The organism is Enterobacter sp. DTU_2021_1002640_1_SI_PRY_ASU_LCPMC_013 (assembly GCF_032389435.1).
Classification (GTDB): Bacteria; Pseudomonadota; Gammaproteobacteria; order Enterobacterales; family Enterobacteriaceae; genus Enterobacter; species Enterobacter hormaechei_C.
The window spans coordinates 253,824-274,749 of the sequence record NZ_CP135594.1; the positions used below are offsets into that span (position 1 = coordinate 253,824).

At 56.6% G+C, this 20,926-nt stretch carries 19 protein-coding genes and 1 riboswitch; of the genes, 7 read left to right on the plus strand and 12 right to left on the minus strand.

All coding sequences use genetic code 11. From position 1 onward, the window contains the following. The first annotated feature begins 62 nt into the window (after window positions 1-62). Entirely contained in the window at window positions 63-4,286 is a 4,224-nt protein-coding gene (gene rpoC, locus RS584_RS01260; protein WP_017384083.1) for a DNA-directed RNA polymerase subunit beta', read from the plus strand. A gap of 58 nt (window positions 4,287-4,344) precedes the next feature. On the opposite strand, the gene RS584_RS01265 is transcribed toward rpoC, so the two are convergent. From RS584_RS01265 to RS584_RS01310, 10 genes are all read right to left on the minus strand, one after another. Further along, complete coding sequence (locus RS584_RS01265) at window positions 4,345-4,662, minus strand: PTS lactose/cellobiose transporter subunit IIA (protein ID WP_003862327.1); 318 nt, start codon at window positions 4,660-4,662, stop codon at window positions 4,345-4,347. Next, on the minus strand, window positions 4,662-4,970 hold the full coding sequence (locus RS584_RS01270) for a PTS sugar transporter subunit IIB (protein ID WP_010425948.1): 309 nt from the start codon (window positions 4,968-4,970) through the stop codon (window positions 4,662-4,664). Before RS584_RS01270 ends, RS584_RS01265 begins: the two co-directional genes overlap by 1 nt. 180 nt (window positions 4,971-5,150) lie before the next feature. Next, window positions 5,151-6,692, minus strand: coding sequence for a sensor domain-containing diguanylate cyclase (locus RS584_RS01275; RefSeq protein ID WP_315748808.1), 1,542 nt, complete (start codon window positions 6,690-6,692; stop codon window positions 5,151-5,153). Window positions 6,693-7,030: 338 nt separating this feature from the next. Further along, window positions 7,031-8,158: a 2-iminoacetate synthase ThiH gene (gene thiH / locus RS584_RS01280; protein ID WP_193042387.1), complete on the minus strand. Its 1,128-nt coding sequence runs from the start codon at window positions 8,156-8,158 to the stop codon at window positions 7,031-7,033. Further along, complete coding sequence (thiG, locus tag RS584_RS01285) at window positions 8,158-8,925, minus strand: thiazole synthase (protein WP_015569972.1); 768 nt, start codon at window positions 8,923-8,925, stop codon at window positions 8,158-8,160. Before thiG ends, thiH begins: the two co-directional genes overlap by 1 nt. Window position 8,926: 1 nt before the next feature. Beyond that, window positions 8,927-9,127 (minus strand): sulfur carrier protein ThiS, encoded by a 201-nt coding sequence (gene thiS / locus RS584_RS01290; RefSeq protein ID WP_015569971.1) that lies wholly within the window; start codon window positions 9,125-9,127, stop codon window positions 8,927-8,929. Further along, window positions 9,111-9,866 (minus strand): thiazole biosynthesis adenylyltransferase ThiF, encoded by a 756-nt coding sequence (thiF, locus tag RS584_RS01295; RefSeq protein ID WP_023302918.1) that lies wholly within the window; start codon window positions 9,864-9,866, stop codon window positions 9,111-9,113. The genes thiS and thiF overlap by 17 nt, the downstream gene beginning before the upstream one ends. Beyond that, the gene (gene thiE / locus RS584_RS01300) at window positions 9,853-10,494 is read right to left on the minus strand and encodes a thiamine phosphate synthase (RefSeq protein ID WP_315748810.1); all 642 of its coding nucleotides are present in this window, start codon (window positions 10,492-10,494) and stop codon (window positions 9,853-9,855) included. Before thiE ends, thiF begins: the two co-directional genes overlap by 14 nt. Then, on the minus strand, window positions 10,494-12,389 hold the full coding sequence (gene thiC / locus RS584_RS01305) for a phosphomethylpyrimidine synthase ThiC (RefSeq protein ID WP_315748811.1): 1,896 nt from the start codon (window positions 12,387-12,389) through the stop codon (window positions 10,494-10,496). The genes thiE and thiC overlap by 1 nt, the downstream gene beginning before the upstream one ends. A gap of 79 nt (window positions 12,390-12,468) precedes the next feature. Further along, window positions 12,469-12,578, minus strand: a riboswitch (TPP riboswitch). A 54-nt stretch (window positions 12,579-12,632) separates the two neighbouring features. Further along, a complete protein-coding gene (locus tag RS584_RS01310) occupies window positions 12,633-13,130 on the minus strand; it encodes an Rsd/AlgQ family anti-sigma factor (RefSeq protein ID WP_017384077.1) in 498 nt (165 codons plus the stop codon). A gap of 95 nt (window positions 13,131-13,225) precedes the next feature. On the opposite strand from RS584_RS01310, the gene nudC reads away from it, so the two are divergent. The 6 genes from nudC to RS584_RS01340 all read left to right on the plus strand — a co-directional run bounded on the left by nudC (window position 13,226) and on the right by RS584_RS01340 (window position 17,578). After that, window positions 13,226-13,999 (plus strand): NAD(+) diphosphatase, encoded by a 774-nt coding sequence (gene nudC, locus RS584_RS01315; protein WP_015569966.1) that lies wholly within the window; start codon window positions 13,226-13,228, stop codon window positions 13,997-13,999. Window positions 14,000-14,037: 38 nt separating this feature from the next. Next, the gene (gene hemE / locus RS584_RS01320; RefSeq protein ID WP_315748812.1) at window positions 14,038-15,102 is read left to right on the plus strand and encodes a uroporphyrinogen decarboxylase; all 1,065 of its coding nucleotides are present in this window, start codon (window positions 14,038-14,040) and stop codon (window positions 15,100-15,102) included. Window positions 15,103-15,111: 9 nt separating this feature from the next. Beyond that, window positions 15,112-15,783 (plus strand): deoxyribonuclease V, encoded by a 672-nt coding sequence (nfi, locus tag RS584_RS01325; RefSeq protein WP_003862312.1) that lies wholly within the window; start codon window positions 15,112-15,114, stop codon window positions 15,781-15,783. A 41-nt stretch (window positions 15,784-15,824) separates the two neighbouring features. Next, entirely contained in the window at window positions 15,825-16,415 is a 591-nt protein-coding gene (locus RS584_RS01330; RefSeq protein ID WP_315748813.1) for a YjaG family protein, read from the plus strand. A 186-nt stretch (window positions 16,416-16,601) separates the two neighbouring features. Then, a complete protein-coding gene (gene hupA, locus RS584_RS01335) occupies window positions 16,602-16,874 on the plus strand; it encodes a nucleoid-associated protein HU-alpha (protein WP_002445246.1) in 273 nt (90 codons plus the stop codon). An 11-nt stretch (window positions 16,875-16,885) separates the two neighbouring features. Beyond that, window positions 16,886-17,578, plus strand: a complete 693-nt coding sequence (locus RS584_RS01340) for a DUF1481 domain-containing protein (protein ID WP_315749900.1) — start codon at window positions 16,886-16,888, stop codon at window positions 17,576-17,578. Window positions 17,579-17,674: 96 nt separating this feature from the next. Here RS584_RS01340 and purD read toward each other — a convergent pair whose 3' ends face one another. Beyond that, entirely contained in the window at window positions 17,675-18,967 is a 1,293-nt protein-coding gene (purD, locus tag RS584_RS01345; RefSeq protein ID WP_193042390.1) for a phosphoribosylamine--glycine ligase, read from the minus strand. A 15-nt stretch (window positions 18,968-18,982) separates the two neighbouring features. Further along, window positions 18,983-20,572 (minus strand): bifunctional phosphoribosylaminoimidazolecarboxamide formyltransferase/IMP cyclohydrolase, encoded by a 1,590-nt coding sequence (purH, locus tag RS584_RS01350; RefSeq protein WP_315748814.1) that lies wholly within the window; start codon window positions 20,570-20,572, stop codon window positions 18,983-18,985. Window positions 20,573-20,926 lie beyond the last annotated feature (354 nt).

Here is a 20,926-nt window from a genome sequence, read left to right on the forward strand (position 1 = left end):
GGTCACTGCTGTCGGGTTAACGCCCGACAGCAGAGTGTGCTAACTCCGACGGGAGCAAATCCGTGAAAGACTTATTAAAGTTTCTGAAAGCGCAAACTAAAACCGAAGAGTTTGATGCGATCAAAATTGCTCTGGCTTCGCCAGACATGATCCGTTCATGGTCTTTCGGTGAAGTTAAAAAGCCGGAAACCATTAACTACCGTACGTTCAAACCTGAGCGTGACGGCCTTTTCTGTGCGCGTATTTTCGGGCCAGTAAAAGATTACGAGTGCCTGTGCGGTAAGTACAAGCGCCTGAAACACCGTGGTGTGATCTGTGAGAAGTGCGGCGTTGAAGTGACCCAGACCAAAGTACGCCGTGAGCGTATGGGCCACATCGAGCTGGCGTCTCCGACCGCTCACATCTGGTTCCTGAAATCTCTGCCGTCCCGTATCGGTCTGCTGCTGGATATGCCGCTGCGCGATATCGAACGTGTTCTGTACTTCGAATCTTATGTGGTTATCGAAGGCGGGATGACCAATCTGGAACGTAACCAGATCCTGACCGAAGAACAGTATCTGGACGCGCTGGAAGAGTTCGGTGACGAATTCGACGCGAAGATGGGTGCGGAAGCTATCCAGGCCCTGCTGAAGAGCATGGATCTGGAGCAAGAGTGTGAAACTCTGCGCGAAGAGCTGAACGAAACCAACTCCGAAACCAAGCGTAAAAAGCTGACCAAGCGTATCAAACTGCTGGAAGCGTTCGTTCAGTCTGGTAACAAACCAGAGTGGATGATCCTGACCGTTCTGCCGGTTCTGCCGCCAGATCTGCGTCCGCTGGTTCCGCTGGATGGTGGTCGTTTCGCAACGTCGGATCTGAACGATCTGTACCGTCGCGTGATCAACCGTAACAACCGTCTGAAACGTCTGCTGGATCTGGCTGCGCCGGACATCATCGTACGCAACGAAAAACGTATGCTTCAGGAAGCAGTCGATGCCCTGTTGGATAACGGTCGTCGTGGTCGTGCGATCACCGGTTCTAACAAACGTCCTCTGAAATCTTTGGCCGACATGATCAAAGGTAAGCAGGGTCGTTTCCGTCAGAACCTGCTCGGTAAGCGTGTTGACTACTCCGGTCGTTCTGTAATCACCGTAGGTCCATACCTGCGTCTGCATCAGTGCGGTCTGCCGAAGAAGATGGCACTGGAGCTGTTCAAACCGTTCATCTACGGTAAGCTGGAACTGCGTGGCCTCGCCACCACCATCAAAGCCGCGAAGAAAATGGTTGAGCGTGAAGAAGCTGTCGTTTGGGATATCCTGGACGAAGTGATCCGCGAACACCCGGTACTGCTGAACCGTGCACCAACTCTGCACCGTCTGGGTATCCAGGCCTTTGAGCCAGTCCTGATCGAAGGTAAAGCGATCCAGCTGCACCCGCTGGTTTGTGCGGCCTATAACGCCGACTTCGATGGTGACCAGATGGCTGTTCACGTACCGCTGACGCTGGAAGCCCAGCTCGAAGCGCGTGCGCTGATGATGTCTACCAACAACATCCTGTCTCCAGCGAACGGTGAACCTATCATCGTTCCTTCTCAGGACGTTGTACTGGGTCTGTACTACATGACCCGTGACTGTGTTAACGCCAAAGGCGAAGGCATGGTGCTGACTGGCCCGAAAGAAGCTGAGCGTATTTATCGCGCTGGCCTGGCCTCTCTGCATGCGCGCGTTAAAGTGCGTATCACCGAATACGAAAAAGATGAAAACGGCGAGTTCGTTGCGCACACCAGCCTGAAAGACACGACCGTTGGCCGTGCCATTCTGTGGATGATCGTACCGAAAGGTCTGCCTTTCTCCATCGTCAACCAGGCGCTGGGCAAGAAAGCGATCTCCAAAATGCTGAACACCTGTTACCGCATTCTGGGTCTGAAGCCGACCGTAATCTTCGCTGACCAGACAATGTACACCGGCTTTGCTTATGCAGCGCGTTCAGGTGCATCTGTTGGTATCGATGACATGGTCATCCCAGAGAAGAAACACGAGATCATCTCTGAAGCGGAAGCTGAAGTTGCTGAGATTCAGGAGCAGTTCCAGTCTGGTCTGGTAACCGCAGGCGAACGTTACAACAAAGTTATCGATATCTGGGCTGCGGCGAACGATCGTGTATCTAAAGCGATGATGGATAACCTGCAAACCGAAACCGTGATTAACCGTGACGGCGTAGAAGAGCAGCAGGTCTCCTTCAACAGCATCTACATGATGGCCGACTCCGGTGCGCGTGGTTCTGCGGCACAGATTCGTCAGCTGGCAGGTATGCGTGGTCTGATGGCGAAGCCAGATGGCTCCATCATCGAAACGCCAATCACCGCGAACTTCCGTGAAGGTCTGAACGTACTCCAGTACTTCATCTCCACGCACGGTGCGCGTAAAGGTCTGGCGGATACCGCACTGAAAACGGCGAACTCCGGTTATCTGACGCGTCGTCTGGTTGACGTTGCGCAGGATCTGGTCGTCACCGAAGACGATTGTGGCACCCTCGAAGGTATCACCATGACCCCGGTTATCGAGGGTGGTGATGTTAAAGAGCCGCTGCGCGATCGCGTACTGGGTCGTGTGACCGCGGAAGACATTCTGAAGCCGGGCACCGCAGACATTCTGGTTCCACGCAACACCCTGCTGCACGAACAGTGGTGTGACCTGCTGGAAGCGAACTCTGTTGACTCCGTGAAAGTGCGTTCCGTTGTATCCTGTGACACCGACTTTGGTGTGTGTGCGCACTGCTACGGTCGTGACCTGGCGCGTGGCCACATCATCAACAAAGGTGAGGCTATCGGCGTTATCGCGGCACAGTCCATCGGTGAGCCGGGTACACAGCTGACGATGCGTACGTTCCACATCGGTGGTGCGGCATCTCGTGCGGCTGCTGAATCCAGCATCCAGGTGAAAAACAAAGGTAGCATCAAGCTCAGCAACGCGAAGTCGGTTGTGAACTCCAGCGGTAAACTGGTTATCACTTCCCGTAACACCGAGCTGAAGCTGATCGACGAATTCGGTCGTACCAAAGAGAGCTATAAAGTGCCTTACGGTGCGGTTATGGCGAAAGGTGATGGCGAGCAGGTTGCCGGCGGTGAAACCGTTGCAAACTGGGACCCACACACCATGCCGGTTATCACCGAAGTAAGTGGTTTCATCCGCTTCACTGACATGATCGACGGCCAGACCATTACTCGTCAGACCGACGAGCTGACCGGTCTGTCTTCTCTGGTGGTTCTGGATTCTGCTGAACGTACTACCGGCGGTAAAGATCTGCGTCCTGCACTGAAAATCGTTGATGCTCAGGGTAACGACGTTCTGATCCCGGGTACCGATATGCCTGCGCAGTACTTCCTGCCGGGTAAAGCGATTGTACAGCTGGAAGATGGCGTACAGATCAGCTCTGGTGACACCCTGGCGCGTATTCCTCAGGAATCCGGCGGTACCAAGGACATCACCGGTGGTCTGCCACGCGTTGCGGACCTGTTCGAAGCACGTCGTCCGAAAGAGCCTGCGATCCTGGCTGAAATCAGCGGTATCATCTCCTTCGGTAAAGAGACCAAAGGTAAGCGCCGCCTGGTTATTACGCCAGTAGATGGCAGCGAGCCGTACGAAGAGATGATTCCTAAGTGGCGTCAGCTCAACGTGTTCGAAGGTGAACGCGTAGAACGTGGTGACGTGGTTTCCGATGGTCCAGAAGCGCCGCACGACATCCTGCGTCTGCGTGGTGTGCATGCTGTTACCCGTTACATTGTTAACGAAGTACAGGACGTATACCGTCTGCAAGGCGTTAAGATTAACGATAAACACATTGAAGTTATCGTTCGTCAGATGCTGCGTAAAGCAACCATCGAAAACGCGGGCAGCTCCGACTTCCTGGAAGGCGAGCAGGTTGAATACTCACGCGTTAAGATCGCTAACCGCGATCTGGAAGCGAACGGCAAAATCGGTGCGACCTTCGCACGCGATCTGCTGGGTATCACCAAAGCGTCTCTGGCAACCGAGTCCTTCATCTCTGCTGCATCGTTCCAGGAAACCACTCGTGTCCTGACCGAAGCGGCTGTTGCAGGTAAACGTGATGAACTGCGCGGTCTGAAAGAGAACGTTATCGTGGGTCGTCTGATCCCGGCCGGTACCGGTTATGCGTACCACCAGGATCGTATGCGTCGTCGCGCAGCGGGCGAACTGCCAGCTGCACCGCAGGTGACTGCCGAAGATGCATCCGCGAGCCTTGCAGAACTGCTGAACGCAGGTCTGGGCGGTTCCGACAACGAGTAATCGTTGATGCCGTAAATAAAAAACCCGCCTCGGCGGGTTTTTTTACATCTGTATGTCTTCAGTTCACTAACGGGATACGTCGATAAAGCTCAATCATATCGCCCGCCAGATCCTGAATAACCATCGCGTTCATCAGGTGATCCTGAGAGTGAACGGTGATCAGGTTAACCGGAAGTTTCCCGGTCCCTTCATCAAGACCGATAAGCTGCGTCTGGATCGTATGCGCATGTTTCACATATTCACGCGATTCTTCCATCGCTTTCTCGGCTTCATCAAAGTCGCCTTTTCGCGCCATCTGTAACGCCGTCAGGGCCGCGCTGCGCGCTGCGCCTGCGTTGACCAGCAGTTCCATAATCGTGGTTTCTAAGTCTTCCATTATGACTCCAGAAGTTTGAGCGCTTTTTCCAGTACGGCATCACCTTTCATCATGCCGTAATCCATCATGTCGATGACCGCAACCTTTTTTCCGAGCGGATCGGCCTGCGCCTGGAGTTTTGCCTGTTCGTATTTAACCTGTGGCCCCAGTAATACGATATCAGCCGTCGCGATGTTATCTTTAAACTCCGCGACCGGAACGGCTTTAATGGTTACTTCGACTCCTTTTTTCTGCGCGGCATCTTTCATACGTTGAACCAGCATGCTGGTTGACATTCCCGCTGCACAGCATAAAACGATGTTCTTCATAGTCAGCCTCGATCTACATGTGTTTATTGATAATTATCCCGTGCAGACCGCTTCAACAACCGCTTTACCGCGATTGTGTGTCAGGCATCACAAAGAAATCGGCATTTTTCTGAAACCGGTTACAATTTTACAGCGGAGAGCATTCTGCCCATCAGATCGGGCAGAATTTGAGGAAGGGTATTATCGGCTGGCCGTGCTTACGATGCGGTTTTTACCCTGTTGTTTAGCGGTATACAGCGCTTCATCTACGCTACCGATAAATTGTTCCAGCGGTTCGAAGTGCCACTCTCCCATCCCGGCGCTGAAGGTCACTCGCAGGTTCTCTTCCCGCCAGGTCCGCTTTTCAACGGCGGTGCGCCAGGCTTCCAGTAGCGCGTGCGCGGAGTTCATCAGCTCGGCCGGGAATATCACGCCGAACTCTTCTCCACCGTAGCGGTAAACGGAAACGTGGTGCGGCTGCATGATCTGAATACCTTCCCGCGCCACGTTGCGCAGCACAATATCCCCGCTCAGGTGGCCCCAGGTGTCGTTAATGGATTTGAAGTTATCGATGTCGATCAGCGCCAGAACGAAGGGTTGATGAGCGGTCAGCAGCTCATCCACATCGTTATCGAACGCACGGCGATTTTTGCAGCCTGTCAGCGCATCATGGGTGGCCTGACGGACATAGGCCAGCTCGCGTTCTTTATTGGTTCGAATGGTATGGCTGAGCATCGCCTCAAGGCGTGGTGCCTGGTTGACGTCGCCGGTTTTGATGGCGTTGATAATGTTCATCAGCACAGAACGCGAGGCATGACGAAGGTAAAGTCCGAACAAAATGATGATGATTGCCGCCAGCGCAAATCCCCAGCCGACGACGGTGGTTTCATGCCGGGTGATGACGGTAAGCGTGGCATCGGAGACCCGATAAATCACAAACCAGTCCGGATTGGTGAAAGAGTAGTAGTAATACCAGGTTTTACTTTTGGGGTCGAAAAGATGGCCTTCGCCGCTGGTCATTTTGTCCATCAGCGCTTCGCTTACGTACTGCTTAAAGAGCGCCCCCGTGTCCGGATGCAGCACAACGGCGCCGTCACGCTCCACGACAAAAAACTCACCCTGAACCGGCGCCACCATCTGGCGCAGGGTATACCCCATGGACGTTAAATCAAGATGGAAAGCGAGCGTGCCCTTCAGACGGCCTTCCGGTGAAATGACCGGCTTATAGAGGGTGACCGTAGGATGTTGGGTGAAATAGTCCAGATAGGGGCGGGTGTAGTGAGGAAAGTTGCTGGCTTCCGCTTGCCCGACAAACCATGGGCGGGTTCTGGCGTCGAACGACTTACTTTTCTCCGTTGGCAGCACTTCCGGCGCGCGCAGATGGTGCCCTTCTGTGTCCGCCAGAGAGATAGACGACACCGTCGGCATCAGGTTCTGCAAATGCATCAACATCTGCAAACCGTGTGTCGGATCGATATTTATTGTCTGATTCACTCTGTCGTTACGGGCGAAGTACATCGAAGCGCGACCAAGAATATAGTCATTTTCTCGCAGGATGGATTCGGTATAGTTCACCGCCAGATTATGGGTGAAGTTACCATTAATCTTATGATAATCCTCAAGAAAATCCTTTCTCTGTGAAAGGACGACCAGGACGGCGATCAGCGCGAAACTGAACAGGATCCCCGCGAAGCTGACCATAATTGGCCGGGTAAAAGAGAGCTTTTTACTGTGGAGTGCCATGAGTTGTACATCAATCCAGATGGTAGACGCGTTGCGTCTGTCGATACCCTCAGCATAGTCGCTGTCCGGTTGCTGGTAGTAAATTATACAGAAGGCGATTACCGACGAGATGATTTATCTTAAGCGTAGATAAGAAACGACGTATTTATTGTATCAATTGAATTTTGTTTAAGAGGCGGAGGGCAGGGCGAAACGAGGAAGAAGCATTTTCACCCTGGTCAGCGTCCGTTGCTGACGTGGTTAAGCATAAGAAAACCGGGCAGATCGCCTCAATCGCCCGGTTATGATCTTACGAGCCGCCTCGTAACCTTTTCGCATTTTTGCAGACAGTTTCAGCACTAATGCGAGGCTCTTCCCAGCCAGCTATCCCAGTCTTTCCACACCGGCTGTAGCCCCTGTGCAGTCAGGGCTTCCGCCACCGCTTCGGGCCGTCGCCCGTCGTGCGGTGCAAACTGTTCCAGTTCCGGGTGATCGTCCGCGTAACCGCCCGGCTGCGTTTTGGAAAAGGCGCTGACGTTATTGATCGCCAGCGGGATCGCGCGATCGCGAAACGCGGGGGATTCACGCGTGGAGAGCGACAATTCCACTTCCGGCGCGAACAGGCGAAATGCACACAGGGTTTGCACCAGCTGGCGCTCATCCATCAGCGAGGCGGGTTCAACGCCTCCCGTACAGGGACGCAGTCGCGGGAAAGAGATGGAATAGCGGCTTTGCCAGTAGTGCTGCTGTAGCCACAGCAGATGCTCCGCCACCATATAGCAGTCCACCCGCCAGCTGTCGGACAGACCGATAAGCGCGCCCAGCCCAATTTTATCGATACCGGCGCGCCCCAGCCTGTCCGGCGTTTCCAGCCGGAAGATGAAATCCTGCTTCTTCCCTTTCAGGTGATGCCGGGCATAGGTCGCCTCATGGTAGGTTTCCTGATAAACCATTACGCCGTCCAGCCCGAGGGTTTTCAGCTCCGCATATTCCTCCTGCGACAGAGGCTGCACTTCCATTTGCAACGAGGCAAATTCGCGGCGGATGGCCGGAAGATGCTGGCGAAAATAGTCCATCCCCACTTTGCCCTGATGTTCACCCGTCACCAGCAGGAGATGTTCAAAACCCATCTCACGAATAGCCGCACACTCGCGGGCGATCTCATGCTCATCCAGCGTTTTACGCTTAATACGGTTGCTCATGGAGAAACCACAGTAGGTGCAGTCATTGGCGCACAGATTAGAAAGATAGAGCGGCACGTAAAAGCTCACCGTGTTGCCAAAGCGCTGGCGGGTGAGGCGTTGCGCGCGCTGGGCCATCGGTTCAAGGTACGCGCTGGCTGCCGGAGAAAGCAGGGCCATCAAATCCTCGCGCGTCAAATGTTTGGCTGTTAATGCCCGCTCTACGTCCGCAGAGGTTTTACTGTTGATGCGTAAGGCAATATCGTCCCAGTTAAGCTGACGCCAGCGATCGGTAAAGGTAGCCATCAGAGCGCCTCCAGAAAATCGGTCAGCGGGCTGGTGGCCTGCGCCTGAACACTGCGCGAGCCGGGGCCGGACTGCCGAGCCAGCAGACCGGACTCCACGGCAAGGCGGAACGCACGCGCCATCATCACCGGGTCGTCGGCCACCGCAATCGCGGTATTGACCAGCACCGCATCGGCCCCTATCTCCAGCGCCTGCGCGGCGTGACTGGGTACGCCGATGCCCGCATCCACCACCACGGGCACGGTCGCCTGCTCAATAATGATTTCCAGCATCGCGCGGGTCTCCAGCCCCTGGTTGGAGCCAATGGGGGCGCCCAGCGGCATTACGGCCGCGCAGCCGACCTCTTCCAGACGCTTACAGAGCACGGGGTCGGCACCACAGTAGGGCAGAACGGTGAATCCCTGCTGCACCAGCTTCTCTGCCGCTTTCAGGGTTTCGATCGGATCGGGCAACAGCCAGCGGGCGTCCGGATGAATTTCCAGCTTCAGCCAGCGGGTGCCGAGCGCTTCCCGCGCCAGTTGCGCAGCGAAAATTGCTTCCTCGGCCGTTTTCGCACCGGAGGTATTCGGTAAGAGCGTCACGCCTGCCTCCAGTAACGGCGCAAGTATGGCATCGTTGTGCTGACGCAGATCCACGCGCTTCATCGCCAGCGTCACCAGCTGGCTGCCGCTTTCACGAATGGCATCCACCATCAGTTGCGGGGAGGCGAATTTTCCGGTTCCGGTAAACAGATGTGAATCAAAGACTTTGTCGGCAATACGTAACATCTCAGCCCCCTGCGATAACCTGAAACAGCAGGATCTGGTCGCCCTCATTGACCTGCTGATGTTCCCACCGCTCGCGCGGCAGGATCTGTTGATTGAGCGCCAGCGCCGTTCCCGGCTTCAGCTGGCGCAGCATGTCGAGCAGGGCGGCAACGGTGAGATCGTCGTCGCACGTCATCGGCTCATCGTTAAACAGAATGCGCATTGCGGCCTCCACATACCGGGCAGTGGCTGGCACGGTTCAACGCCAGATGACGCCAGCCGCTGGAGCGGGCATCGAACAGCCGAAGCGTGTTGCGTTCTGTCTCCATGCCGCTGAGCAACTTGATGGCCTCCAGCGCCTGAAGAGTACCCATCACGCCCACCACCGGGCCCAGAATGCCTGCCGTGCGGCAGTTACGCTCCGGTTCAGCCTCGTCCGGCCACAGGCAGCGGTAGCAGCCCTGTGCCCACGGCGGCGTAAGCACCATTATTTGCCCGCCGAAACCGACCGCGCTGGCGGTGATCAGCGGCGTGTTCTGCGCGACACAGGCCGCGTTGATGGCCTGACGCGTCGCCATATTGTCCGTACAGTCCAGCACCACGTCGGCAAGGGCCACTTCGCGTTGCAGATCTTCCCCGCTCAGCCGCGTCTGGAGTGCGACCAGTTCGATATCGGGGTTAAGCTGGTTCAGCCGCTGGCGCGTAACGTGCGCTTTAGGCTGGTTGATATCTTCTGTCGTAAAGAGAATTTGCCGTTGCAGATTGCTGAGATGTACCTCGTCGTCATCGGCCAGCACCAGCGTGCCCACGCCCGCGCCGGCCAGATACAGCGCGGCGGGGGTGCCTAATCCGCCCAGACCGACAATCAGTACCCGGCTGGCGAGCAGCTTTTGCTGCCCCTCGATGGCGATATCCTCCAGCAGGATCTGGCGGCTGTAACGCATAAAATCACGATCTTTCATCGCCTGCTCCTGCCAGTTGTAAAAGCTGCGCGGTGGCGGCCTGCCAGTCCGCCGCCTGGGTGATGGCGCTGACGACGGCGATACTGCCGACGCCGGTCTCCAGCACCGCGGGCGCACGTTCAAGGCTGATCCCGCCGATGGCGACGGTGGGGTAATCGGCAAGGCGCTTAACGTGGGCCGCCAGCTGCGTCAAACCCTGTGGAGCGGACGGCATCTGTTTGGTTTGCGTCGGGAAAACGTGCCCGAGCGCGATATAGGACGGGCGGGCTGCCAGCGCAATATCAATCTCCATATCGTCGTGCGTCGACACGCCCAGGCGCAGACCTGCTTTGCGGATGGCGTTGAGGTCGGTTGTCTCCAGATCTTCCTGTCCCAGATGCACGCCGTACGCCTGGTGTTTAACCGCCAGCCGCCAGTAGTCGTTGATAAACAGGCGGGCGTGGTAGCGACGTCCCAGCGCGATAGCGGCGACCACGTCGGCCTCTACCTCTTCATCGCGTTTATCCTTGATGCGTAGCTGGAGGGTGCGAACGCCAGCTTCCAGCAGGCGGGCGATCCACTCCACGCTGTCCACCACCGGGTAAAGCCCTAAGCGGAAGGGCACGGAGGGGAAATCGGGCTGGTACATTACGCCTCCTCCTTTTTGAGGTAGATTTCGCCGCCTTTCGCGCGGAAGGTTTCCGACATGTCCGCCATGCCGACTTCAATGGTCTGCGCGGCGGCGTAATCGCGTACTTCCTGGCTGATTTTCATCGAGCAGAATTTAGGTCCGCACATGGAGCAGAAGTGCGCAACTTTGCCCGATTCCTGCGGCAGGGTTTCGTCGTGATAGGCGCGGGCGGTGAACGGATCGAGGGCCAGGTTAAACTGGTCTTCCCAGCGGAATTCAAAGCGCGCTTTGGACATGGCGTTGTCGCGAATTTGCGCGCCCGGATGGCCTTTCGCCAGATCCGCCGCGTGGGCGGCAATCTTGTAGGTGATCAGCCCCTGCTTCACGTCCTCTTTGTTTGGCAGCCCGAGGTGCTCTTTCGGCGTCACGTAGCAGAGCATGGCGCAGCCGAACCAGCCGATCATCGCCGCGCCAATGCCTGACGTGAAGTGGTCGTAGCCCGGCGCAATATCGGTGGTCAGCGGCCCCAGGGTGTAGAACGGTGCTTCGTGGCAGTGCTCCAGCTCTTCAGTCATGTTGCGACGGATCATCTGCATCGGCACGTGGCCCGGGCCTTCAATCATCACCTGCACGTCGTACTCCCAGGCAATTTTGGTCAGCTCGCCCAGCGTGTGCAGCTCGGCAAACTGCGCCTCGTCGTTAGCATCGCGGATGGAGCCAGGACGCAGGCCGTCGCCCAGCGACAGGGAGACATCGTACGCGGCGCAGATCTCGCAGATTTCGCGGAAGTGCTCGTAGAGGAAGTTTTCCTGATGATGGGAAAGGCACCATTTCGCCATAATCGAACCGCCGCGTGAGACGATACCGGTCAGACGTTTCGCCGTCATCGGCACGTAGCGCAGCAGCACGCCCGCGTGGATGGTGAAGTAGTCCACGCCCTGCTCGGCCTGCTCCAGCAGCGTGTCGCGGAACGCTTCCCAGGTGAGGTTTTCGGCGATGCCGTTGACCTTCTCCAGCGCCTGATAAATCGGGACGGTGCCAATCGGCACCGGGCTGTTACGCAGGATCCACTCGCGGGTCTCATGAATATAGCGGCCAGTGGAAAGGTCCATCACCGTGTCCGCGCCCCAGCGCGTCGACCAGACCAGCTTTTCCACCTCTTCTTCGATGGAAGAGGTGACGGCAGAGTTGCCGATGTTGGCGTTGACCTTCACCAGGAAGTTGCGGCCGATAATCATCGGCTCGGATTCCGGGTGGTTGATGTTGGCGGGGATAATGGCGCGCCCGGCGGCCACTTCGTCACGCACAAATTCCGGCGTGATGTTTTCCGGCAGGCGAGCGCCAAACCCTTCACCAGGATGCTGGTGGCGCAGCACTTCGCTGCGGATGCGCTCGCGGCCCATGTTTTCGCGGATGGCGATGAACTCCATCTCCGGCGTGACGATACCCTGGCGCGCGTAGTGCAGCTGGGTGACGCATTTGCCCGCTTTAGCGCGTTTCGGCGTCAGCAGGCCGGTAAAGCGCAGCTCGTCCAGACCGTCGTCGGCCAGGCGCGCGTTGGTATACGCCGAGCTGCGCACGCTCAGTTCTTCGCAGTCGTTACGGGCGTCAATCCACGGCTGGCGCAGTTTTGCCAGACCCTGCTGTACGTTGATAGCAACAGAAGGGGCGCCGTACGGGCCGGAGGTGTCATACACCGGCACGGCTTCGTTGTCTTCAAACTGCGGGTTTTCTTTGCTGCCGCCGATAAGCGTCGGGCTGAGCTGGATTTCGCGCATCGGCACGCGGATATCAGCCTGTGAACCGGTGATGTAGATGCGCGTTGAGTTCGGGAAAGCGGTGCCTTCCAGGGTGTCGATGAAGCGTTGTGCGTGTTCGCGCTGTTCGCGGCGGGTCAGTTTTGTTGTAGACATAGCTCATTCCAGATGTGAAGGACATGGCTTGTCAGACGACGGATGAAGCAAGAGAAGATCGCCTCAGGGGCGATACAACAGCAGTGTGACTCTTGTTCCCTTCGCAGGTATTAACCTGATCAGGTTCCGCGGATCCCGAATTAACGGTCTCAGCCCGTGCTTTCACACTGGGCACTCCGACAAGAAAAATCCCCCTCGTGAGAGGGGCGAATGGTTGTAAATTACTCGTTAACGATTAAGAACTCAAGCAGGGCGCGCAACGTTATCGCTGGTGCTGATATTCAGGTTGTTGTCCAGCACGAGGGCGATGAGCTTGTCTTCCAGCGTGAATCGCTCTTCCAGCGCTTCGCCAAGGTCGGAAAGCGCCTGCTGAAACTCAAGATAGTTATCGTGATCGATAGCGTTCTCCAGCGTGGAATCGTAGTAGTCCATGATCTGCTGGGTGTTGGCTTCCAGCAGCGGACAGAGTTTGCTGGCCGCTAAATACGGCGTTGTCCCTTCCATTTCGCGGATAATGCGTTCATAAAGGTTGAAATGGCCGTCGGAAAGGTAGTCGACCAGGCTCTGACAGAAGTCGTCCAGCGCTTTTTCATTCAGCCGCATAAAGGATTCTTTGCCAGGCTTAAGACCAACCAGATTGTAATACGCCACGAGTAGATGCTTGCGCACATGTAGCCAGCGATCCACCAGGGTGTTACTTCCTCCAACGCGCTCAGTCAGGCTTTCCAGCTGGTTTAACATGGTCGACTCCATAAGGTTTAGAATGGGATCTGCTTATCCAAAATGTAACCATAATGCTAACAACATGTCAGTGAAGCGAAGGTAGTGCAATAGATATGGATCGTATTATTGAAAAATCAGATCTGGGTTGGTGGATCGTCAGTCACGAACAAAAATTATGGCTGCCCGGTGGGGAGATACCCTACGGTGCGGCAGACATCTTCGATCTCGTCGGCCAACCGGCGCTGCGGATCGGCGAGTGGCAGGGCGATCCGGTATGGTTGATCCAACAGGCTCGTCGTCAGGATATGGGATCCGTTCGTCAGGTGTTGGATCGGGATGTCGGCCTGTTCCAGCTGGCGGGGCGCGGCGTGCAGCTGGCGGAGTTTTACCGCTCGCACAAATACTGCGGCTACTGCGGCCACACCATGCACCCGAGCAAAACCGAGTGGGCAATGCTCTGCGGCCACTGCCGTGAACGCTACTACCCGCAAATCGCACCGTGCATCATTGTCGCCATCCGCCGTGATGATTCCATCCTGCTGGCGCAGCATACCCGCCATCGCAACGGCATTCACACCGTCCTCGCCGGGTTCGTGGAAGTCGGCGAAACGCTGGAACAGGCGGTGGCGCGCGAGGTGATGGAGGAGAGCGGCATTAAGGTGAAAAACCTGCGCTATGTGACGTCGCAGCCGTGGCCGTTCCCGATGTCCCTGATGACCGCGTTTATGGCGGAATACGACAGCGGCGAGATTGTTATCGATCAGAAAGAGCTGCTGGAGGCGAACTGGTATCGCTACGACGATTTACCGCTGCTGCCCCCACCGGGAACGGTGGCGCGTCGCCTGATAGAAGATACCGTGGCAATGTGTCGGGCCGAGTATGAGTAGTGTTACACTGACGGACTGACGCAATAAGGAACTGCAAAATGACCGAACTGAAGAACGATCGTTATCTGCGTGCGCTGCTGCGCCAGCCCGTTGATGTCACCCCGGTGTGGATGATGCGCCAGGCGGGACGCTATCTGCCAGAGTACAAAGCCACGCGCGCGCAGGCAGGCGATTTTATGTCGCTGTGCAAAAACGCCGAGCTGGCCTGTGAAGTGACGCTCCAGCCGCTGCGCCGCTTCCCGCTCGATGCCGCCATTCTTTTTTCGGACATTCTCACCATTCCGGATGCGATGGGCCTTGGGCTCTATTTCGAAACCGGAGAAGGCCCGCGTTTTACCTCTCCGATCAAAAGCAAAGCCGACGTTGATAAGCTGCCGATCCCCGATCCTGAAGGCGAGCTGGGCTATGTGATGAACGCCGTGCGCACCATTCGCCGCGAACTGAAAGGCGACGTGCCGCTGATTGGCTTCTCCGGTAGTCCGTGGACGCTGGCCACCTACATGGTGGAAGGCGGCAGCAGCAAAGCCTTTACCGTCATCAAAAAGATGATGTACGCCGAGCCGCTGGCCCTGCATGCCCTGCTCGACAAGCTGGCGAAGAGCGTCACGCTCTATCTCAACGCGCAGATTAAAGCGGGCGCGCAGTCGGTGATGATTTTCGACACCTGGGGCGGCGTGCTGACCGGACGTGATTATCAGCAGTTCTCCCTGTACTACATGCACAAAATTGTCGATGGCCTGCTGCGTGAAAACGAAGGCCGTCGCGTGCCGGTGACGCTGTTTACCAAAGGCGGCGGTCAATGGCTGGAAGCGATGGCGGCCACCGGCTGCGACGCGCTGGGCCTCGACTGGACTAGCGATATTGCCGATGCGCGCCGTCGCGTGGGGGACAAAGTGGCGCTCCAGGGCAACATGGACCCGTCCATGCTCTATGCGCAGCCTGCCCGTATCGAAGAAGAAGTGTCGACTATACTGTCTGGTTTCGGCCAGGGCGAAGGCCACGTCTTCAACCTCGGTCACGGTATTCATCAGGATGTACCGCCAGAACACGCTGGCGTATTTGTGGAGGCGGTGCATCGGCTTTCTGCCCAGTATCATAAGTAAGGAGTGGTTATGGATCTCGCGTCGCTACGCGCTCAGCAAATCGAACTGGCTTCATCAGTGATCCGCGAGGATCGTCTGGATACGGACCCTCCGCGGTACATTGGCGGGGCGGACGTCGGATTTGAGCAGGGCGGTGAAGTGACGCGAGCGGCGATGGTGGTGCTGAAATACCCTTCGCTGGAGCTGGTGGAGTACAAGGTGGCGCGTATCGCCACCACCATGCCCTATATCCCCGGCTTTCTCTCCTTCCGCGAATATCCCGCGCTGCTGGCCGCGTGGGAGCAACTCTCGCAAAAACCCGATCTACTGTTTGTTGATGGGCATGGTATCTCCCATCCGCGTCGCTTAGGCGTCGCCAGCCACTTTGGTCTGCTGGTGGACGTGCCGACCATCGGCGTAGCGAAAAAACGCCTGTGCGGCGCGTTTGAGCCGCTCTCTGCCGAACCGGGCGCACTGGCGCCGCTTATCCATAAAGGCGAGCAGCTGGCGTGGGTCTGGCGAAGTAAAGCGCGCTGCAACCCGTTGTTTATCGCCACCGGGCATCGGGTCAGCATGGATAGCGCACTGGCGTGGGTGCAACGCTGTATGAAGGGCTACCGTTTACCGGAGCCAACCCGCTGGGCTGACGCCGTGGCCTCTTCACGTCCGGCATTCATTCGTTGGCAGGAAATTCAGCCGTGATTCAGGTAAACTGCGGCTAATTTTCGATTCGAGACATCATCATGTTACAAAACCCGATTCATCTGCGCCTTGAGAAGCTGGAAAGCTGGCAGCACGTGACGTTTATGGCTTGCCTGTGCGAGCGCATGTATCCCAACTATGCCGCGTTCTGCAAGCAGACGGCGTTTGGCGAAGGCCAGATTTATCGTCGTATCCTGGATTTAATCTGGGAGACGCTGACGGTCAAAGATGCGAAGGTAAATTTTGACTTTCAGCTCGAAAAGCTGGAAGAGGCTATTCCGGCTGCGGATGATTTCGACCTGTATGGCGTCTACCCGGCCATTGATGCCTGTGTGGCGTTGAGCGAGCTGATCCACTCCCGTCTGAGCGGTGAAACCCTGGAACACGCCATTGAAGTCAGCAAGGCATCCATTACCACCGTTGCGATGCTGGAAATGACCCAGGAAGGCCGTGAAATGACCGACGAGGAACTGCGTGCTAACCCGGCGGTTGAACAGGAATGGGATATTCAGTGGGAAATTTTCCGTCTGCTGGCGGAGTGTGAAGAACGTGATATTGAGCTGATCAAAGGGCTTCGCGCGGACCTTCGCGAGGCCGGCGAGAGCAATATTGGTATAATTTTTAACCAATGAGACAACAAAACGTGATTTAACGCCTGTTTTGTCACTCCTCGACTCTTCCCTTTCGCCCCCCGTCTGGTCTACATTTGGGGGGCGAAAAAAAGTGGCTATCGGTGCGTGTATGCAGGAGAGTGCTTTTTTGGCATTTTCGTCGCACTCGATGCTTAGCAAGCGATAAACACATTGAAAGGATAACTTATGAACAAGACTCAACTGATTGATGTAATTGCGGACAAGGCTGATCTGTCTAAAGTGCAGGCTAAAGCTGCTCTGGAATCTACCCTGGCTGCTATTACTGAGTCTCTGAAAGAAGGCGATGCTGTACAACTGGTTGGTTTCGGTACCTTCAAAGTGAACCACCGCGCTGAGCGTACTGGCCGCAACCCGCAGACCGGTAAAGAAATCAAAATCGCCGCAGCTAACGTGCCGGCATTTGTTTCTGGTAAAGCACTGAAAGACGCAGTTAAGTAAGACGCGTGGCAGTGAACAGTTTTAACGAAGGGGCGGCAACGCCCCTTTTGTCATTCTGGCGTGGAACGCTCGCGCTGGCAGGCGTACTGTTGCTGTCTGCCTGTAGCCATGATTCCTCACTTCCCCCGTTTACCGCCAGCGGCTACGCTGACAACCAGGGTGCGGTCAGGATCTGGCGCAAAGATTCCAGCGATGAAGTCCATATGCTCACCGCGTTCAGCCCGTGGCATAATGGCAACACCTCGACCGCAGAATACCGCTGGCAGGGCGATGCGCTGTCGCTCATTGAACTGAATATCTACAGTAAGACTCCCGAACACGTAAAGGTGCGTTTCGACGACCGCGGCGAGCTGAGCTTTATGCAGCATGAGGTCAGTGGACTGAAACAGCAGCTTTCCAGCGATCAGGTCGCCCTCTACCGCTACCGTGCTGAACAACTCCGCCAGACCAGCGATGCGCTGCGTCAGGGCCGCGTGGTGCTGCGCCAGGGGCGCTGGCATGCCGACGGCACGGTGACCACCTGCGAAGGGCAGACGGTGAAGCCTGAGCTTGAATCCTGGGCAACCGAACACATTCAGCGTCGTCAGCGGCATTCATCTGTGGAGGTGAGTGTGGCATGGCTGGAAGCGCCGGAAGGCTCTCAGCTGTTGCTGGTGGCGAATGAAGATTTCTGCACCTGGCAGCCGACAGAGAAGAGTTTCTGAATTCTGTGGATTAAGCCGGATGGCGCTAACGCTTATCCGGCCTACGAACGATCCCCTCTCCCACGGGGAGAGGGTTAGGGTGAGGGCGAGGGGAAATTACTCTCCCTGCTCCCGCGCAATGGCACGATAGCCGATATCCTGGCGGCTGAAGCTGCCATTCCAGTGAATATCCGCCATCAGCGCATAGGCGCGCTTCTGCGCCTCTGCCACGGTCTGGCCCAGCGCGGTCGCACACAGCACGCGACCGCCGTTGGTGAGCACGCGGTCGTCGTCAGAGAGCTTTGTACCGGCGTGGAACACCTTCGCACCGTCAATCTCTTCCAGCGGCAGGCCGTGGATCTCATCTCCGGTGTTGTAGCTACCCGGATAGCCACCCGCAGCAATCACCACACCTAAAGAGGCACGCTCGTCCCACTCGGAAGTTTTCTCGTCCAGCTTGCCTTCGCACGCCGCCAGACACAGATCAACCAGATCGGACTTCATGCGCAGCATGATCGGCTGGGTTTCCGGATCGCCGAAGCGGCAGTTGAATTCAATCACCTTCGGGTTACCCTGCTTGTCGATCATCAGGCCTGCGTAAAGGAAACCGGTGTAGGTATTGCCTTCCGCAGCCATCCCCTTCACGGTTGGCCAGATGATGCGGTCCATGGTGCGCTGGTGTACTTCGTCAGTGACCACCGGAGCAGGGGAGTAAGCTCCCATCCCGCCGGTGTTTGGCCCCGTGTCGGCATTGCCTACGCGCTTGTGATCCTGGCTGGTCGCCATCGGCAGAACGTGCTCGCCGTCAACCATCACGATAAAGCTCGCTTCTTCGCCGTCGAGGAACTCTTCAATTACGATGCGGTGGCCCGCGTCGCCAAAGGCGTTACCCGCCAGCATATCCTGCACGGCGGCTTCCGCTTCTTCGAGGGTCATCGCCACGATAACGCCTTTCCCGGCAGCCAGGCCGTCGGCTTTGATCACGATGGGCGCGCCTTTTTCACGCAGGTAAGCCAGAGCAGGCTCTACCTCGGTGAAGTTCTGATATTCCGCCGTCGGGATGTTATGACGCGCGAGAAAATCTTTGGTGAAGGCTTTTGAGCCTTCCAGCTGCGCAGCCCCTTCCGTTGGGCCGAAAATTTTCAGGCCCGCGGCGCGGAAGGCATCTACAACGCCGATCACCAGCGGTGCTTCCGGGCCAACAATCGTCAGATCGATATTCTCGTTTTGGGCAAAGCTCAGCAGCGCCGGGATGTCGGTTACGCCGATGGCGACGTTCTGTAGTGCGGGCTCCAGCGCGGTCCCGGCGTTACCCGGTGCCACAAAGACGGTTTCAACCTGCGAAGACTGCGCTGCTTTCCACGCCAGGGCGTGCTCGCGCCCGCCGTTACCAATCACTAATACTTTCATTTTCTGCTCCGGGAATTAATGGCGGAAGTGGCGCATGTCGGTGAAGATCATTGCGATGCCATGCTCGTCGGCAGCGGCAATCACTTCGTCATCACGGATTGAACCGCCAGGCTGGATCACACAGGTGATGCCCACAGCAGCGGCCGCGTCGATACCGTCGCGGAACGGGAAGAAGGCGTCAGAGGCCATGGCGGAACCTTTGACTTCCAGACCTTCGTCACCTGCTTTAATACCCGCGATTTTCGCAGAGTAAACGCGGCTCATCTGGCCTGCGCCTATTCCGATGGTCATGTTCTCTTTGGCGTAGACGATGGCGTTGGATTTCACGAACTTCGCCACTTTCCAGCAGAACAGCGCGTCACGCAGTTCCTGCTCGGTTGGCTGACGTTTGGTGACGACATGCAGATCGGCTTCGCCCACCATACCCAGATCGCGGTCCTGAACCAGCAGCCCGCCGTTCACGCGCTTGAAGTCCAGGCCTGGAACGCGCTCTGCCCACTGGCCGCAAACCAGTACGCGCACGTTCTGTTTCGCCGCGGTGATTTTCAGCGCCTCTTCGGATGCTGATGGCGCGATGATCACTTCGACAAACTGACGGGAGATGATGGCCTGCGCGGTTTCCGCATCCAGCTCGCGGTTGAAGGCGATAATGCCGCCGAACGCGGAGGTCGGGTCGGTTTTGTAGGCGCGATCGTAAGCTTCCAGAATAGACGCACTTACCGCAACGCCGCATGGGTTGGCGTGCTTGACGATAACGCAGGCTGGCTCGCTGAACTCTTTCACGCATTCCAGCGCGGCGTCGGTATCGGCAATGTTGTTATAGGAGAGGGCTTTGCCCTGTACCTGCTGGGCAGTCGCTACAGAGGCTTCTTTTACCTCTTCTTCTATATAGAAGGCAGCCTGCTGGTGGCTGTTCTCGCCGTAACGCATATCCTGCTTCTTAATGAAGTTCAGGTTCAGCGTGCGCGGGAAGCGGCCAGATGGATCTTTGCTTTCACCGTGGTAGGCAGGTACCAGGCTACCGAAGTAGTTGGCGATCATGCTGTCGTAGGCGGCGGTATGCTCGAAGGCTTTGATGGCGAGATCGAAACGCGTTTCAAGCGTCAGGGACCCTTCGTTGGCATCCATCTCATTAATAATGGCGTTGTAGTCACTGCTCTTTACCACGATGGCCACATCTTTATGGTTCTTAGCTGCGGAGCGCACCATGGTCGGGCCGCCGATGTCGATATTCTCAACAGCGTCTTCCAGAGAACAGCCTTCGCGAGCAACGGTCTGGGCGAACGGGTAGAGGTTAACAACCACCATGTCGATGGGGGCAATATTGTGCTGCTCCATAATGCCGTCGTCCTGACCGCGACGGCCCAGAATACCGCCGTGCACTTTCGGATGCAGGGTTTTGACGCGTCCATCCATCATTTCCGGGAAACCGGTGTAATCGGACACTTCGGTTACCGGCAGACCTTTATCTGCTAACAGGCGAGCGGTACCGCCTGTGGAAAGCAGCTCTACGCCACGTGCAGAAAGTGCCTGAGCGAATTCGACGATACCGGCTTTATCAGAAACACTGAGCAGAGCGCGGCGGACTGGACGACGTTGTTGCATGGTAAATCCCCTGGATTTCACGATTACAGAGAGCGTTAGATGAATTTTCCTGTGAAAAACTCATCTAACACACCTGACGAGGCATCCTTGTGAAGCGCGAGCATTTTAACGAAAACGTTTGCGCAACGCTCGCACATTTTTACTTTTTCGTATCATTGTGGATAAGTCTGTGTGTAAAAAGGTATAAGGCGGGGTTTTGCTGTGGAATGCAGCAGTCAGTCATTTTTCTGTCATTTAGCGGTTGCGGCCTGCGGAGAACTCCCTATAATGCGCCTCCATCGACACGGAACATGTGAATCACTTCACAAACAGCCGGGTCGGTTGAAGAGAAAAAATCCTGAAATAACGGGTTGA

Bases quoted from the DNA above. Each gene is read 5' to 3' on its own strand.
- RS584_RS01265 (WP_003862327.1), bottom strand. From the start codon at position 4,662: ATGGAAGACTTAGAAACCACGATTATGGAACTGCTGGTCAACGCAGGC.
- RS584_RS01270 (WP_010425948.1), bottom strand. From the start codon at position 4,970: ATGAAGAACATCGTTTTATGCTGTGCAGCGGGAATGTCAACCAGCATG.
- RS584_RS01275 (WP_315748808.1), bottom strand. From the start codon at position 6,692: ATGGCACTCCACAGTAAAAAGCTCTCTTTTACCCGGCCAATTATGGTC.
- thiH (WP_193042387.1), bottom strand. From the start codon at position 8,158: ATGGCTACCTTTACCGATCGCTGGCGTCAGCTTAACTGGGACGATATT.
- thiG (WP_015569972.1), bottom strand. From the start codon at position 8,925: ATGTTACGTATTGCCGACAAAGTCTTTGATTCACATCTGTTTACCGGA.
- thiS (WP_015569971.1), bottom strand. From the start codon at position 9,127: ATGCGCATTCTGTTTAACGATGAGCCGATGACGTGCGACGACGATCTC.
- thiF (WP_023302918.1), bottom strand. From the start codon at position 9,866: ATGAAAGATCGTGATTTTATGCGTTACAGCCGCCAGATCCTGCTGGAG.
- thiE (WP_315748810.1), bottom strand. From the start codon at position 10,494: ATGTACCAGCCCGATTTCCCCTCCGTGCCCTTCCGCTTAGGGCTTTAC.
- thiC (WP_315748811.1), bottom strand. From the start codon at position 12,389: ATGTCTACAACAAAACTGACCCGCCGCGAACAGCGCGAACACGCACAA.
- RS584_RS01310 (WP_017384077.1), bottom strand. From the start codon at position 13,130: ATGTTAAACCAGCTGGAAAGCCTGACTGAGCGCGTTGGAGGAAGTAAC.
- nudC (WP_015569966.1), top strand. From the start codon at position 13,226: ATGGATCGTATTATTGAAAAATCAGATCTGGGTTGGTGGATCGTCAGT.
- hemE (WP_315748812.1), top strand. From the start codon at position 14,038: ATGACCGAACTGAAGAACGATCGTTATCTGCGTGCGCTGCTGCGCCAG.
- nfi (WP_003862312.1), top strand. From the start codon at position 15,112: ATGGATCTCGCGTCGCTACGCGCTCAGCAAATCGAACTGGCTTCATCA.
- RS584_RS01330 (WP_315748813.1), top strand. From the start codon at position 15,825: ATGTTACAAAACCCGATTCATCTGCGCCTTGAGAAGCTGGAAAGCTGG.
- hupA (WP_002445246.1), top strand. From the start codon at position 16,602: ATGAACAAGACTCAACTGATTGATGTAATTGCGGACAAGGCTGATCTG.
- purD (WP_193042390.1), bottom strand. From the start codon at position 18,967: ATGAAAGTATTAGTGATTGGTAACGGCGGGCGCGAGCACGCCCTGGCG.
- purH (WP_315748814.1), bottom strand. From the start codon at position 20,572: ATGCAACAACGTCGTCCAGTCCGCCGCGCTCTGCTCAGTGTTTCTGAT.